This is a genomic window from Tropicibacter naphthalenivorans, from assembly GCF_900176475.1.
Lineage (GTDB): Bacteria > Pseudomonadota > Alphaproteobacteria > Rhodobacterales > Rhodobacteraceae > Tropicibacter > Tropicibacter naphthalenivorans.
Genome location: NZ_FWXX01000007.1, coordinates 1 through 15433, shown reverse-complemented (window position 1 = coordinate 15433; position 15433 = coordinate 1). Strand labels below are relative to the sequence as shown.

At 65.3% G+C, this 15433-nt stretch carries 13 protein-coding genes; 10 read left to right on the top strand and 3 right to left on the bottom strand.

Translation table 11 applies throughout. The features are described 5' to 3' along the window. Positions 1–76 precede the first annotated feature (76 nt). The 7 genes from xdhA (at position 77) to B9A11_RS14465 (ending at position 9465) form a co-directional block, all read left to right on the top strand. Complete coding sequence (gene xdhA / locus B9A11_RS14495) at positions 77–1444, top strand: xanthine dehydrogenase small subunit (protein WP_058247341.1); 1368 nt, start codon at positions 77–79, stop codon at positions 1442–1444. Beyond that, positions 1441–3837, top strand: coding sequence for a xanthine dehydrogenase molybdopterin binding subunit (gene xdhB, locus B9A11_RS14490; protein ID WP_058247342.1), 2397 nt, complete (start codon positions 1441–1443; stop codon positions 3835–3837). Before xdhA ends, xdhB begins: the two co-directional genes overlap by 4 nt. Beyond that, positions 3827–4762, top strand: a complete 936-nt coding sequence (gene xdhC / locus B9A11_RS14485; protein ID WP_058247842.1) for a xanthine dehydrogenase accessory protein XdhC — start codon at positions 3827–3829, stop codon at positions 4760–4762. Before xdhB ends, xdhC begins: the two co-directional genes overlap by 11 nt. Then, the gene (locus B9A11_RS14480) at positions 4729–6252 is read left to right on the top strand and encodes an ABC transporter ATP-binding protein (protein ID WP_058247343.1); all 1524 of its coding nucleotides are present in this window, start codon (positions 4729–4731) and stop codon (positions 6250–6252) included. Before xdhC ends, B9A11_RS14480 begins: the two co-directional genes overlap by 34 nt. 99 nt (positions 6253–6351) lie before the next feature. Continuing rightward, complete coding sequence (locus B9A11_RS14475; RefSeq protein WP_058247344.1) at positions 6352–7434, top strand: ABC transporter permease; 1083 nt, start codon at positions 6352–6354, stop codon at positions 7432–7434. Then, complete coding sequence (locus tag B9A11_RS14470; RefSeq protein WP_186009193.1) at positions 7434–8357, top strand: ABC transporter permease; 924 nt, start codon at positions 7434–7436, stop codon at positions 8355–8357. The genes B9A11_RS14475 and B9A11_RS14470 overlap by 1 nt, the downstream gene beginning before the upstream one ends. A 34-nt stretch (positions 8358–8391) precedes the next feature. After that, positions 8392–9465 carry a BMP family ABC transporter substrate-binding protein gene (locus B9A11_RS14465; RefSeq protein ID WP_058247345.1) on the top strand — a complete coding sequence of 358 codons (1074 nt, stop codon included), beginning with the start codon at positions 8392–8394 and terminating at the stop codon, positions 9463–9465. On the opposite strand, the gene B9A11_RS14460 is transcribed toward B9A11_RS14465, so the two are convergent. Continuing rightward, positions 9462–10199 carry a vWA domain-containing protein gene (locus B9A11_RS14460; RefSeq protein ID WP_058247346.1) on the bottom strand — a complete coding sequence of 246 codons (738 nt, stop codon included), beginning with the start codon at positions 10197–10199 and terminating at the stop codon, positions 9462–9464. The two genes, B9A11_RS14465 and B9A11_RS14460, sit on opposite strands and share 4 nt — an antisense overlap. A gap of 39 nt (positions 10200–10238) precedes the next feature. Further along, entirely contained in the window at positions 10239–10910 is a 672-nt protein-coding gene (locus B9A11_RS14455) for a nitroreductase (RefSeq protein WP_058247347.1), read from the bottom strand. A gap of 249 nt (positions 10911–11159) precedes the next feature. On the opposite strand from B9A11_RS14455, the gene B9A11_RS14450 reads away from it, so the two are divergent. The 3 genes from B9A11_RS14450 to B9A11_RS14440 are packed head-to-tail and all read left to right on the top strand — an operon-like array spanning position 11160 to position 14730. After that, positions 11160–13574, top strand: coding sequence for a ligase-associated DNA damage response DEXH box helicase (locus tag B9A11_RS14450; RefSeq protein ID WP_058247348.1), 2415 nt, complete (start codon positions 11160–11162; stop codon positions 13572–13574). Between the two features lie 36 nt (positions 13575–13610). Beyond that, a complete protein-coding gene (gene pdeM, locus B9A11_RS14445; protein WP_058247349.1) occupies positions 13611–14276 on the top strand; it encodes a ligase-associated DNA damage response endonuclease PdeM in 666 nt (221 codons plus the stop codon). A 43-nt stretch (positions 14277–14319) separates the two neighbouring features. After that, positions 14320–14730, top strand: a complete 411-nt coding sequence (locus B9A11_RS14440) for a PaaI family thioesterase (RefSeq protein ID WP_058247350.1) — start codon at positions 14320–14322, stop codon at positions 14728–14730. An 81-nt stretch (positions 14731–14811) separates the two neighbouring features. Here the strand turns inward: B9A11_RS14440 and B9A11_RS14435 are convergent. After that, positions 14812–15433: bifunctional methylenetetrahydrofolate dehydrogenase/methenyltetrahydrofolate cyclohydrolase (locus B9A11_RS14435; protein ID WP_143595890.1), on the bottom strand; the 622-nt coding region annotated here is incomplete at its 5' end.

The following is a 15433-nucleotide window of genomic DNA, read 5'->3' as shown; positions in this document are numbered from 1 at the left end:
GGGCGCGCCTTCTACGCCGCATCGAGGGCACGCGTTTCGGGGTTTCCCGACAGACGGTAAGGCGGCGGGTTTTCACATGGATATCACCTTTCTTCTGAACGGAGAGAGCGTGGAGTTACGCGACGTGGCCCCGACCGCGACGCTGCTCGATTGGTTGCGCGACACGCGCGGGTTAACCGGCACCAAAGAGGGCTGCAACGAAGGCGACTGCGGCGCTTGCACCGTGATGGTGAGCGATGACGCAGGGGCTAAGGCATTGAATGCGTGCATTCTTTTCCTGCCGCAGCTACATGGCAAGGCGGTGCGCACGGTCGAAGGGCTGAACTCGCCCAGCGGGGAATTGCACCCGGTCCAAGAGGCGATGATCAATCATCACGGCAGCCAATGCGGCTTTTGCACGCCGGGATTCGTCATGTCGATGGCGGTGGCGCACACGCGCGGCGCGCGTGATCACAACGACGCGCTGGCCGGGAACCTGTGCCGCTGCACCGGCTACGCCCCGATCATCCGCGCCGCCGAGGCCGCGCAGGACGCCCCGGTGCCCGCGTGGATCAAGGAGGATCTGTCCGTGCTTGAAGGCAAGCCCGCGCAAACCCACCACGCCCCGACCACCTCGGACGAATTGGCAGAGCTCTATGCCCGCCACCCCAAGGCGACCCTGATCGCCGGGGCAACGGACGTCGGGCTGTGGGTGACGAAACAGCTTCGCGATTTGGACGAAGTGATTTTCCTAAACCAGTGCAAGGACTTGCAGCAGATCGAAGAGACTGCCGAAGGGCTGCGGATCGGCGCGGGCGTCACCATCGAGGCACTGCGCCAGACCGACCTTCTACCCCCGTCCTACCGCGAAATGCTGCGGCGCTACGCGTCTACTCAGGTGCGCTCGGCGGCGACGATTGGCGGCAACATTGCCAACGGCTCTCCCATTGGGGACAACCCGCCGGTGCTGATCGCCATGGGCGCCACGCTGCACCTGCGCTATCGCGAGACGCGGCGCGAGCTGCCGATCGAGGCGTTTTTCCTTGAGTACGGCAAGCAAGACCGCCATCCCGGCGAATTCGTCGAGGCGATCACCCTCCCGTTGCCGGTGCAACGCCTGAAGGTCTACAAGCTGTCCAAGCGGTTCGATCAGGACATCTCGGCGGTCTGCGGCGCGTTCAACATCACGGTTGAGGACGGCATCGTCGCGCAGGCCCGCATCGCCTTTGGTGGCATGGCGGGCATCCCCAAACGCGCCAGCGCGGTCGAGGCGGCGCTGGTGGGCCAGCTGTGGGACGACGACGCGCTGGAGGCGGCATGGGACGCATGGAGCGTTGATTTTCAACCGCTTAGCGATATGCGGGCCAGCGCCGACTACCGGCTGGAGACCGCGCGCAACATGCTGGCCCGCTACCTGATCGAGGATTTCGGCGGGGACACAAACGTGCTGGAGGTGCGCGCATGAGTGTCCGCAAACCCCTGCCCCACGACGCCGCGCGCCTGCATGTGACGGGCGCTGCGCGCTACGTGGATGACATCCCGACGCCCGCCAATTGCCTGCATCTGGCCTTTGGCCTGTCGCAGCACGCCGCTGGACGCCTGAACAACCTTGACGTGTCCAAGGTCCGCGCGGCCCCCGATGTTGTCGGCGTGTGGCGGCGCAAGGATTTGCCGTCCGATTGCGATTGCTCGCCCTCGAACCATGATGAGCCGCTGCTGTCCGGCAAGCGGATCGAATACCTTGGCCAGCCGGTGTTCCTTGTGGCCGCGCGCAGTCACCTCGCCGCTCGCAAAGCAGCGCGTCTCGGCACGATGGACGTCACCCCGCGCGATGCGATCTTGACCATCGACGACGCTTTGGCGGCGAATTCGCATTTCGAAGACGGCCCGCGTATCTGGCAAAAAGGCAATGCGGCGAAAGCGATAGACAGCGCCCCGCACAGTCTTGAGGGCGTGCTGGAAATGGGCGGGCAGGAGCATTTCTACCTCGAAGGGCAAGCCGCGCTGGCGATCCCGCAGGAAAACGGCGACATGGTCGTGCACAGCTCGACCCAGCACCCGACCGAGATCCAGCACAAGGTTGCCGAGGCGCTTGGCCTGCCGATGCACGCGGTGCGGGTGGAAACCCGGCGGATGGGCGGCGGTTTTGGCGGCAAGGAAAGCCAGGGCAACGCGCTCGCCATCGCCTGCGCGGTGGTTGCGGCGGCGACGGGGCGGCCCGCCAAGATGCGCTATGATCGCGACGACGACATGATGATCACCGGCAAGCGGCATGATTTCCGGATCGCCTATCGCGTCGGTTTTGACGACGAAGGCCGCTTGCAAGGCGTTGATTTCACGCAATATGCCCGCTGTGGCTGGGCGCAGGATCTGTCTTTGCCCGTGGCCGACCGCGCCATGCTGCACGCGGACAACGCCTATCACCTGACGGATGTGCGCATCGAAAGCCACCGTCTGCGCACCAACACCCAAAGCGCCACCGCCTATCGCGGGTTTGGCGGCCCGCAGGGGATGCTGGGGATCGAGCGGGTGATGGACCACGTGGCGCATACCTTGGGGCGCGATCCGCTCGAGGTACGCGTCGCCAACTACTATACCGACATTGACCGCCCCGCCGCCGCCAAAGCCAAGCCGGATCAAGACCTTAACGCGCCGCAGGGCACCGGCGATCTGGCCTCGCGCGGGGCCAAAGGCCCGTCCGGCAGCGTGGCCCAAGCGCCGGGCCAGACCACGCCCTATGGCCAGACGGTCGAGGATTTCATCCTGCACGAGATGACCGAAAAGCTGGCGAAAAGCTGTGATTACAGCGCCCGCCGCGCCGCCGTGCACGCGTGGAACGCCGAGAACCCGATCCTAAAGCGTGGCATTGCGCTGACCCCGGTCAAGTTCGGAATTTCCTTTACCCTGACACATCTTAACCAAGCAGGCGCCTTGGTGCATGTCTATCAGGACGGCTCAATTCAGCTCAACCACGGTGGCACCGAGATGGGCCAAGGGCTGTTCCAGAAGGTCGCGCAGGTCGCCGCCAGCATCTTTGGCGTGCCGATGGACATGGTGCGGATCACCGCCACCGACACCGGCAAGGTGCCCAACACCTCGGCCACCGCTGCCTCTTCGGGGTCGGACCTGAACGGCATGGCGGTGCAGGCCGCTTGCGTGCAAATCCGCCGCCGCATGGCCGTGCATCTGGCCGCCCTCGGTCAGGACGTGCCCGACAACGTGATCTTCGAGGACGGCGCGGTGCAGGTCGGCGGCAAGGAGCTGAGCTTTGCCGAGGCTGCGAAACTTTGCTACGAGGGGCGCATTAGCCTGTCCGCCACCGGGTTTTACAAGACGCCCAAAGTCAGCTGGGACCGGATCAAAGGACAGGGCCGCCCGTTTTTCTACTTCGCCTATGGCGCGGCCTGTTCCGAGGTCGTGGTCGACACGCTCACCGGCGAGAACCGCATTTTGCGCACGGACATCCTGCACGACTGCGGGCTGTCGCTGAACCCGGCGCTGGACGTGGGCCAGATCGAAGGCGGGTTCGTCCAAGGCGCGGGCTGGCTGACGACCGAGGAGCTGGTCTGGGACGACAAGGGCGCGCTGCGCACCCACGCGCCCTCGACCTATAAAATCCCCGCCTGTTCCGACCGGCCCGAGGTTTTCAACGTCGCCTTGCACAATCGTCGCAACGAGGAAAACACCATCTACCGGTCCAAAGCGGTGGGCGAGCCGCCCTTTATGCACGGGATTTCGGTGCTGATGGCCCTGTCCGACGCGGTCGCTGCTTGCGGTGTGGCCTACCCCGCGCTGGACGCCCCGGCGACGCCCGAAAGGCTGCTGGCCGCCATTCGCAAGGTGCGCGATGAGCTTTGATCTGGCCGGATTGCGCGCCGCGGTGCAGGCGCATGGCCGCGTCGCCCGCGTGGTGATCGCCGAGGTCGCGGGGTCTTCGCCGCGAGAGGTCGGCGCGGCGATGCTGGTCTGGGACGGCGGGCAATCGGGCACCATCGGCGGCGGCGCTCTGGAGCTGCAAGCGGCGCAGCAGGCCTTCACCCGCAAGGGGCTGACGCGCCACGCGCTGGGGCCAGAGCTGGGGCAATGCTGCGGCGGGGCGGTGACGTTGTTGACCGAGGTCTACGATGCCCAAGCGGTTGAAACACTTGACGAAAGTGTGATTGCACGCGGTCCGGGGGACATGCCCTTGGCCGTGAAACGCAGCCTTGATCGCGCCCGTGCGCGTGGGGCGGAGCCGACGGCGCAGCTGATCCAAGGCTGGATGATTGAGGCCGTCCTGAGGCCGCAAAACTCCCTGTGGATTTGGGGCGCGGGGCATGTGGGGCGGGCCTTGGTCGATGTCCTCAGCCCCCTGCCCGACTGGGCGATCACATGGGTCGACACCGCGCCCGATCGCTTTCCCGACGTGGTCCCGCAAGGCGTCACGGCCCTGCCCGCCGCCGAGCCTTGTCTTGCCATGCGCCACGCACCCAAACACGCCGCGCATCTGATCCTGACCTACAGCCACGAGCTGGATTTGGCCCTGTGCCACGCAGCATTAACCCACGGGTTTGGATTCGCCGGGCTGATCGGCTCTGACACCAAAAAGGCGAGGTTCTGGAAGCGGCTTCGCGCCTTGGGGCATTCGCCTGCTGAAATCGACGGCATATGCTGTCCAATTGGTCAAAAAGACCTCGGCAAAGCCCCGCAGGCCATTGCCATCGGCGTCGCGGCGCAGCTACTCACGCTTGAAAAAAGGAACGGACAGCGGTGGACACTCCCCTCCTTAGCATCAGCGGTCTGACCAAGGCCTACCCCGGCGTGGTGGCGAATGACGACGTGTCCTTCGACATCAAACCCGGCGAGATTCACGCCCTGCTGGGGGAAAACGGCGCGGGAAAATCGACGCTGGTCAAGATGATCTACGGGCTGGTGACGCCGGACAAGGGCGAAATGCGCATGAACGGCGCGCCCTTTGCCCCCGGCAAACCGTCCGAGGCGCGCCAGTCGGGCGTTGCGATGGTGTTCCAGCATTTCTCGCTGTTCGACGCGTTGGACGTGGCCGAAAACGTGGCGCTGGGGATGGAAAACCCGCCGCCGATGCGCGATCTGGCGCGGCAAATCCGCGAAGTGTCAGAGACGTATGGCCTGCCGCTGGACCCGTCGCGCACGGTCGGCACGCTATCGGCGGGGGAACGTCAGCGCGTGGAAATCATCCGCTGCCTGCTGCAAGACCCGCGCCTTTTGATCATGGACGAGCCGACCTCTGTGCTGACGCCGCAAGAGGTGGACATCCTGTTCCAGACCCTGAACAAGCTGCGGTCCGAGGGGACTTCGATCCTCTATATCTCTCATAAGCTTGAGGAAATCCGCGCGCTTTGTGACCACGCCACGGTGCTGCGGCTGGGGAAGAACGTGGGCACCTGCACCCCGTCGCAACGCACCGCCCGCGAGATGGCCGAGATGATGGTGGGCAACAGCTTTGCCGCCCCAGAGGCACGGGCCAAGGCCTTGGGCGAGATTTTGCTGTCCGTCAAAGGGCTGACCTTGCCCGCGCCCGGCAGTTTCGGCACACCCCTGCGCGGGATCAGCTTTGACGTGCGGGCGGGCGAGGTCTTGGGCCTTGGCGGCGTGGCGGGCAACGGCCAGGATGAGCTGCTGGCCGCGATCTCGGGCGAGCGTTTGTCGGACGGCGGGTCGATCACGCTGAAGGGAGAAGACGTCAGCCGCAAGGGGCCGACCGAGCGGCGCGAAGCGGGCCTGCTGTCCGGCCCCGAGGAACGGCTCGGCCATGCCGCCGCGCCGGATATGAGCCTGATCGAGAACGGCGTGCTGACGGCGGCGCGGCGTATGGGCTTGCTGTCAAACGGATTTATCGGCTGGGGCAAGGCGCGCAGCTTTGCCGAAGAGGTGATCGAGCGGTTCGACGTGCGCACCCCCGGCCCCGGCACCGCCGCGCGGGCGCTGTCCGGCGGCAACTTGCAGAAATTCGTGGTGGGGCGTGAGATTGTCCAAGCTCCCGACGTGTTGATCGTGAACCAGCCGACCTGGGGCGTGGATGCGGCGGCGGCTGCCTTTATCCGGCAGTCGATCCTTGATCTGGCGGCCAAGGGCAGCGCGGTGGTGGTGATCTCTCAGGACCTCGACGAGCTGATGGAAGTGTCAGACCGCTTCGGCGCGCTGAACGAAGGTCGTTTGTCGCAGATCCGCGATGTGGCGGGCCTGGACATCGAGCAGATCGGCCTGATGATGGGCGGCGCAAGCGATATGGAGGTGGCTCATGGGGCGGCTTGAGAGGATGAAAACCGCACGTCCGGGCGGCCAAAAGTTTTTGAAAACTTTTGCAAATTCCTTGAAAGGAATTTGGCCCACGCAAGCACGAGGGGCATCGCGATGATCCGTCTGGAAAAGCGTCCGCAACCGTCGCAAGCTTGGACCGCTGGCTCGCCTCTCTTGGCCGTATTGCTGACCATGATCGTCGGCGGGCTGCTCTTTGCCTTTTTGGGTGCCGACCCGTTCGAGACCATTCGCACCATCTTTTGGGATCCGATCTTTGGCGAGTTCGCCTTTTACTATCGCGGGCAGCTTTTGGTCAAAGCCGGGCCGTTGATCCTGATCGCCATTGGTCTGAGCATCGGTTTCAAGGCCGGTGTCTGGAACATCGGGGCCGAGGGCCAGTACATCATGGGTGCCATTTGCGGTGCTGGCGCGGGCTTGGCGCTGTATCCGTCCGAGAGCGTTTTGATCTTTCCGGTGATGGTGATCGCGGGGGCGTTGGGCGGCTGGCTTTGGGCGATGATCCCCGCCGTGCTCAAGACCCGCTTTGGCACCAACGAGATTCTCGTCTCACTCATGTTGGTCTATGTGGCGCAGAACATCCTGATCTCGGTGTCGACCGGCCTGTTGCGCAATCCCGACGGGATGGGCTTTCCGGGCAGCCGCAACTTTAAACAGTGGGATGCGGCCCATAACGCAGAGCTGATCGCAGGCACCGGGATGCACTGGGGCGTCGTGGCCGCCTTTATCGCCGTGATCGGCGCCTATGTGCTGATGTCGCGCCACATCACCGGGTTCAACATCCGGCTCACCGGCGAGGCGCCTCGGGCCGCGCGCTTTGCCGGGGTGAACCCGGCGCGGATCGTCTTCTTTTGTCTTGGCCTTGCGGGGCTGCTGGCGGGTGTCGCCGGGCTGTTCGAAGTCACCGGCCCCGCGGGCCAGATCAGCGGCGCGTTCAACGCGGGCTACGGCTTTACCGCGATCATCGTGGCCTTTCTGGGCCGGTTGCATCCCATCGGCATCCTGTTGGCGGGGCTGCTCATGGCGCTGACCTATATCGGCGGCGAAGCGGCGCAGACCACCATGCAGCTTCCCGGCGCGGCGATCCAACTGTTCCAGGGGATGCTGCTGTTCTTCTTGCTTGCGACGGATGTGTTTACAAACTTCCGCCTGCGTTTCGGCACCAAGGGAGTCGCGTGATGGACCTGTCTTCGATCAATCCCGTCCTGCTGATTGCCTCGCTGATGGTGTCGGCCACGCCGATCCTGCTGGCCGCCATCGGTGAGATGGTCGTCGAGAAATCCGGCGTGCTGAACCTTGGCGTCGAAGGCATGATGATCACCGGCGCGGTGGTCGGCTTTGCCATCGCTGTGAACACCGGCAGTCCGGGCTGGGGCTTTGTGGCGGCGGCGCTGGCGGGGGCGGCTTTGTCGCTGGCCTTTGGTGTGCTGACGCAGTTCCTGCTGTCGAACCAGGTCGCCACGGGGCTGGGCCTGACCTTGGTGGGCCTTGGCCTGTCGAGCCTGATCGGCAAACCCTATGAGGGGCTCAAGACCCCCACCCTGCCCAAGGCGGAAATCCCGCTGCTGTCGGATCTGCCGGTCTTTGGCAAGATGCTGTTTTCGCATGACATTATGGTCTATGTCTCGCTGATCCTTGTCGCCGCTGTCTGGGCGTTCCTGAAATACACCCGCGCAGGCCTGATCCTGCGGGCGGTGGGCGAAAGCCACGACAGCGCCCACGCGCTGGGGTACAAGGTCACGCGCATCCGCATGGCCGCGATCCTGTTCGGCGGGGCCTGCGCGGGGCTGGGCGGGGCGTACCTGTCCCTCGTGCGCGTGCCGCAATGGACCGAAGGCATGACGGCGGGCGCGGGCTGGATCGCGCTTGCCATTGTCGTGTTCGCCAGCTGGCGCGCGGGCCGCGTGCTGGTCGGCGCGTATCTGTTCGGCGGCGTCACCGTCCTGCAACTCAACCTTCAGGCTGCGGGGGCGGACGTGCCGGTCGCGCTCTTGTCGGCCTCTCCGTATTTGATCACGATCATCGTGCTTGTGATCATCTCGGCCCGGGGGGCGCATGCTGCGCCTGCCTCTCTGGGCCGTTCGTTCCACGCCTCTCACTAAGGGCTAAATTAACCACCAACAGGGGATACGACCTATGAAAAGAAGAACCCTTCTCGCCTCTGCCGCGATTGCGCTGAGCCTTGGCACCGCGGCCTTCGCCCAAGAAGAGATCACCGCTGGCTTTATCTACATCGGCCCTCCGGGCGATGGCGGCTGGACCTATGAGCACGATCAGGCCCGCCAAAAGATGGAAGCGCATTTCGAAGGTAAGGTGAAAACCGTTTACCAAGAAAACGTGCCGGAATCCGCCGATGCAGAGCGCGCGATCACCCAGATGGCTCTGGGCGGGGCGGACATCATCTTTACCACCTCGTTTGGCTACATGGACCCGACGCTGGCCGTGGCGGAGAAATTCCCGAACGTGAAGTTCGAGCACGCCACCGGCTATAAGCGCGCCGACAACGTGTCGACCTACAGCGCGCGTTTCTACGAAGGCCGCGCCGTGCAGGGTCACATTGCTGGCAAGATGACCAAGACCAACAAGATCGGCTACATCGCATCGGTGCCGATCCCCGAGGTCATCCGTGGCATCAACTCTGCCTACCTGCACGCCAAGAAGGTGAACCCGGACGTCGAATTCTCGATCATCTGGCTGTACACGTGGTTCGACCCGGCGAAAGAGGCCGACGCGGCCCGCGCGCTGATCGAAAACGGCGCAGATGTGATCCTGCAACACACCGACTCGACCGCGCCTCAGGCGGCGGCCCAAGAGGCGGGCAACGTGATCACCTTTGGTCAGGCGTCTGACATGGCCGAGTATGCACCGCTGCCGCGCGTGTCCTCGATCATCGACAACTGGACGCCCTACTACATCGACCGCGTGCAGGCCGTTCTGGATGGCACCTGGACGTCGACCGACACCTGGGATGGCATCAGCACCGGCATGGTCGGCATCGGCGAGATCACCGACGCGGTTCCGGCGGATGTCAAAGCCGAAGCGCTGGCTCTGAAGGATGCGATGGCGGCGGGCGAGTACCACCCCTTCACCGGTCCGATCAACAAGCAGGACGGCTCTGTCTGGCTGGCCGAGGGCGAAGTGGCCGATGACGGCAGCCTTGCGGGCATGAATTTCTACGTCGAAGGCATCACCGCCGAAGTGCCGAATTAAGGCTTTGATATCATTGTCACGGGCGGCGGCTGCGTCGCCTGTGACATCGGGCCGAGCGCCCCAAAGACCGGGCAACCCAGCGTGACGCGCAGGGCGGCAATGAGGTCAGAGACGCTCTCGGCGCTGACATATTGCCCGCCGGTGCGGTCGGCCAGACAGCGCGCGACTGCGGTTTCCGAATTGTAGCCCGAGTTGGTCCCATCCCACGAGAAATGCGATCCGCGCACTTTGAACCCGATCACATGCACGGTCAGGTCAAAGCCGTCTGCGGCCAGTTCGGCGGCCAGTTGGCAGGGCGCCCCGCCGCAGGTTTCCTTGCCGTCGGTGACCAGAACGATGGCACCGGGGCGGGTTTTATAGTCCAGCGCTTCGGCGGCGGCGCGGATGGCTTCGGTCAAGGGGGTCTCGCCCGAGGGCTCCAGGGTGTCCACATCTGACAGGATGCGCGGGGCGGCGCTCCATTGTGGGGGAAAGCGGAGGTCTATGTTTTCGCAGGACTCTTCCGGCCCCGGACCATAGAGGATCAGCCCAAGGCGGCGGGCGTCTGCGATGCTGGGAACGACCTTGTGCAGCGCTGCGCGGGCGTCGGTGATGCGCGGGCCGCCGATGTTGTTATAGCCGGTTTCGGCCATGCTGCCCGAGCCGTCAAAGACGATCATGGCGTCTTCGGTGCAGCTGTCGCTGGCGTGGGCGGGCGAGAGCGTCAGCAGGGTGATGAGCGCGGCGCGGAGCATCGTTTCAGCCTGCCAGCCGCGCCTGCCCCTGTCTAGGGATTAGCGCCAGGTGACGACCTCGGGCGGCTCGGCGCGGTCTGTGCGGAAGCTGTTCACCGGCGCGTCCGGGTCGGGGTACCCCAGCGCGATGCCGCACAGAACGGCGCGATCCTCGGGGATGTCGAACCAGTCGTGGACAAAGGGCGCAAAGCCCGCAGTCGAGGCCATGGGCACCGAGCCGATGCCGCGCGCTTGAAGAGCGAGGCACACAGCGGTCACGTAGGCTCCGCAGTCGAGCGCGCCATACGCCCCCAGCGCTTGAGGTGTGGTGATCAGCAGGAAATGCGGCGCACCAAAGAGGCGGAAGTTCTCGCGCATTTGTGCGCCAGAGGCGGCGCGGTCGCCGCGCTGGATACCGACGGCGTCATACAGCTGCCAGCCGCAGGTGCTGCGCCGTGTCTTGTAGATGCCCTCGTAGGCGGCGGGAAACGGAATGTCGGATTGGTGCTTGGCCTCGGCCACGTGGTCGTAGAGCGCGTTTGCAAAGCGCTGGGTTTCGGGCTGCGAGAGCGCGATGACCTGCCAGGGCTGCGAGTTGCACCAGCTGGGGACGTGCTGGGCCTCGCTTAGCGCGGCGTCGATGTCCGCGCGGGGGACGGGTGTGTCGAGGTAGGCGCGGCACGAATAGCGGGCGCGCAGCAGGTCGGCGAAGGTTGCGGCTTGGTCGGTCACGTTTGAGGCCTATCGGTTGTTTGGGGCTATGTGAGCCGATTTGGCCGGGGAAAGGAAGGGGCGTTGGCCTGTCTGATCGGGGGCGAGCCACTTAAAAAAGGGAGGGGGCGTTGCCCCGTCTCACCGGAGGTGAGCCACTCAGAAAGAAGAGGGGGCGTTGCCCCCTCGGCCTACGGCCTCACCCCCAGGATATTTTGAAAGAGAAGAAGACCGAGTTGGATTTTGCCTGGGGGGCGTTATGTATCGGGGATGACGTCTTTGCCCGAGGTTTTGCAGCGGTGGTTTACGGGGCGCGGGTGGGCTGTTCATCCGCACCAGAGGGCTATGCTGGAGCGGGCGGGCGCGCCTGCCACGGTGTTGATTGCGCCGACCGGTGGAGGCAAGACCTTGGCCGGGTTCCTGCCGACACTGGCCGAGTTGGCCAGGGGAGGTCATGGCGGGCTTCATACGCTGTATGTCTCGCCGTTGAAGGCCTTGGCCTCTGATATCAAACGCAATTTGCTGGTTCCGATTGAGGAGGCGGGCTTGCCCATTCGGGTGGAGGATCGCACCGGCGATACGCCATCGAGCCGCAAGCGGCGGCAGCGGGCGGACCCGCCGCATATCCTGCTGACGACGCCGGAGTCCCTCGCATTGCTGACCAGTTACGAGGATGCGCCGCGGATGTTTGCAGGGCTGCAACGGGTGGTGGTCGATGAAATCCACGCCCTGGCCGAGAGCAAGCGGGGCGATCAGCTGATGCTGGCCTTGGCGCGCTTGCAGCAGATCTGCCCCGGGTTGCGGCGCGTTGGCTTGTCGGCGACGGTGGAGGACCCGGCGGCGATTGCCCGCTTTCTGGCCAAGCATCCCGATCCCTGTGAGATCGTGCAGGCGGACCCCGGCCCCAACCCGGACATTGCTATGCTGGCCTGCGATCAGGCCCCGCCGTGGTCCGGGGGCGGGGCGGCCTATGCCATCCCCGCCGTTCTGGAGCAGGTCAAACGCCACAAGACCACGCTGATTTTCCACAACACCCGCGCGCAGGCGGAGATTTTCTTTCACAACCTGTGGCTCGCCAACGAAGAGGCTTTGCCGATTGGCATCCATCATGGGTCTTTGGATCGGGGCCAGCGCGAAAAGGTCGAGCAGGCCATGGTGCGCGGCGATTTGCGGGCGATTGTCTGCACCGGCAGCCTTGATCTGGGGATCGACTGGGGCGACGTCGACCTTGTGATCCAGATCGGCGCGCCCAAGAACGTCAAGCGCCTCGTGCAGCGGATCGGGCGGGCGAACCATCGCTATAACGCGCCGTCCAAGGCGCTGCTCGTGCCGGCGAACCGCTTTGAGGTGGTGGAATGTGTGGCGGCATTGGAGGCCGTCAAAGCCCACGATCTGGACGGCGATGGCCGCGGGGATGGGCCGCGGGACGTGCTGTGCCAGCATATCCTGATTGCCGCCTGCGCCGGGCCGTTCGAGGCGGATGCGCTCTATGCCGAGATGACCAGCGCCGGGCCTTATGCCGGGCTGACGCGCGCAGGCTTTGACGCCTGTTTGCAGTTTTGCGCCACGGGGGGCTACGCCCTGCGCGCCTATGACCAGTGGCAGCGGCTGATGCAGCGGCCCGATGGGCTTTGGCAGTTGCGCGACCCGCGCTCCGCCGTGCGCATCCGGCAGAATATCGGGACAATTCAAGACACTGACACGCTGAAAGTGAAATGGCGCGGGCGGGGCGGCGCACCTTTGGGCGAGATCGAAGAAGGCTTTGCGGCGTCCTTGACGCCCGGCGACACCTTTCTGATCGGCGGGCAGATCGTGCGCTATGCGGGCCTGCGTGAGCTGGTGGTCGAGGTGACCCGCGACCCCGGCCGCAAGCCCAAGATCGCCACCTTCAACGGGACCAAGTTCGCCACCTCGACGCAGCTGTCCCAACGCATTTTGCGCATGTTCCAGTCCGGCGATTGGGGCGCCCTGCCCGCCCACACCGCCGAGTGGCTGCGCCTGCAAAGCGCCGTCAGCCGCTTGCCAGAGCCGGGGCGGCTGCTGGTGGAAACCTTCCCGCAGGACGGGCGGCAGCAGATGGTCGTCTATGGCTTTGCCGGGCGCAACGCGCAGCAGACGCTGGGCTTGCTGCTGACCAAACGGATGGAAGAACTTGGCCTCGCGCCCATGGGCTTTGTGTCCACCGATTACGCGACGCTGATCTGGGGGCTGGATGCGGTCACCGACCCTGCGCCGCTGTTCGATCTGGACCGGCTCGAGGCGGGGCTGGACGACTGGCTGGCGGGCAACGCGGTGATGAAGCGGACCTTTCGCGCCTCGGCCACCATCGCCGGGTTGATCGAGCGGCAGGTGGGCGGGCAGCGCAAGACCGGGCGGCAGGCGACCATGTCGTCGGACATCCTCTATGATACGCTGCTGAAATACGATCCCGACCACCTACTGATGCAGATCACCCGCGAGGAGGCCATGCGCGGGCTGATCGATTTTGACCGCCTGCGCGAGATGTGCGCGCGGGTTGGGGGGCGCATCGACCACGTCGCCTTGGACCGGGTGACGCCCTTGGCCGCGCCGCTCTTCCTCGAACCGGGGCGGGTGCCGGTGCGCGGCTCTGCCGAAGAGCGCCTGTTGCAAGAGGAAATCACCAAGCTGATGGACGACAGCGGGCTGGCGCAGATCACGGTCTAGCTTGCGAGGGGCGCGCGCGGGCCTTAGATCGGGGCCATGAAGACCCACGGTTTCGATTTTTGCGGTGCGCGCCTCAGCGCCCTGCCCTCGGGTGGCCTGTTTTGGCCGGACCAAGGTCTGCTGGTCGTCTCGGACCTGCATTTCGGCAAATCGGCACGGCTGTCGGCGGTGGGCGGCGCGCAGCTGCCCCCCTATGAGACGCGCGAGACCTTGCTGCGGCTCGAGGCCGACATCGAGGCCACCGGGGCTGGACGCGTGATCTGTCTGGGCGACAGTTTCGACGCCGTGGGGCTGGACGCTGCCCTGCCCGAGGACGACCGCCTGTGGATCACCCGCCTGCAAGCGGGGCGCGACTGGACGTGGATCGAAGGCAACCACGACCCCGGTCCGGTCTCTCTGGGTGGGACACATCTGGCCGAAGTGCGCCTTGGGCCGCTCGTGTTTCGCCACATCGCCAGTGACGCCGCCGCCGAGGTCTCGGGGCATTACCACCCCAAGGCGCGGCTGGCCCTGCGCGGCGGGGCGCTGTCGCGGCCTTGTTTTCTGGTCGATGCGCGGCGGCTGATCCTGCCCGCCTATGGCGCCTACACCGGCGGGCTGTCCTGCAAACGCGCGCCCTTGTGCGACATGATGGGGCCGGATGCGCTGGCGATCCTGACGGGGCCGCAGCCGGTGCCGGTGCCTGTGGCGCGTCTGACGTAGGGTTTTGCTTGCCCGTAGGCCCGCGCCGGGGCCTGATGGCGGCATGAGTTATGATCACCTGCTTGCCGCCTTTGACAGCCAGACCATGATGACCTCGATCGGGGCCTCCGTAGCGGATGTCGCGACCGGTGCCGTCACCCTGACCGCCCCCATTGGCGAGGGATTTCGCCAGCATCACGGCTTTGGCCACGCGGGCCTGACCTTTGCGCTGGGGGATACGGCGGGGGGCTTTGCCGCCATGACGCTGCTGCCAGCGGATCAGGCGGTGGTGACGTCAGAGATCAAGATCCACCTGCTGTCGCCTGCGATTGGCGAGCGGCTGATCGCGCGGGGCAAGGTGGTGAAACCGGGCAAGCGGCTGATCGTGGTGATGTCAGAGGTCTTTGCCGTGAACGATGGTGTAGAAAAGCAGATCGCCCTGCTGACCGGGACGATGATCCCCGTTCCGGCTTAGGCGGATACTTACTCCCGTCCCGGCATAGAAAAACGGCCCTGCATCGCTGCGAGGCCGTCCCTGTCATCTGAAAAGCAGGCCTTACGCCGTCAGCCCCTCGGGCTCGGCCAGGCCGTTGGCGCGGCAGCAGGCGGTCACGGTGTTCGCCAGGAGGCACGCGATGGTCATCGGGCCGACGCCGCCCGGAACCGGGGTGATCGCGCCCGCGCGCTCGGCGCAGCTGTCAAAGTGGCAATCGCCCACGAGGCGGGTTTTGCCTTCGCCTTTTTCCGGCGCGTCGATGCGGTTGATGCCCACGTCGATGACCGTCGCGCCTTCTTTGATCCAGTCGCCGGGGACCATCTCGGGGCGGCCCACGGCGGCGACCACGATGTCGGCGCGGCGCACCACGTCGGCCAAATCCTTGGTCCGCGAGTGCGCGATGGTCACGGTGCAGCTGTCGCCCAGCAGCAATTGCGCCATCGGTTTACCCACGATGTTCGAGCGGCCAATGACCACCGCGTCCATGCCGGAGAGCGACCCATGGTGGTCGCGCAGCATCATCAGGCAGCCCAGCGGCGTGCAAGGCACCATCGATTTTTGCCCGGTGCCGAGCAGGCCGACGTTGGAGATGTGGAACCCGTCCACGTCCTTGGCCGGATCAATCGAGTTGATCACGAGGTCTTCGTTCAGGTGCTTGGGCAGGGGCAGCTGCACCAGGATG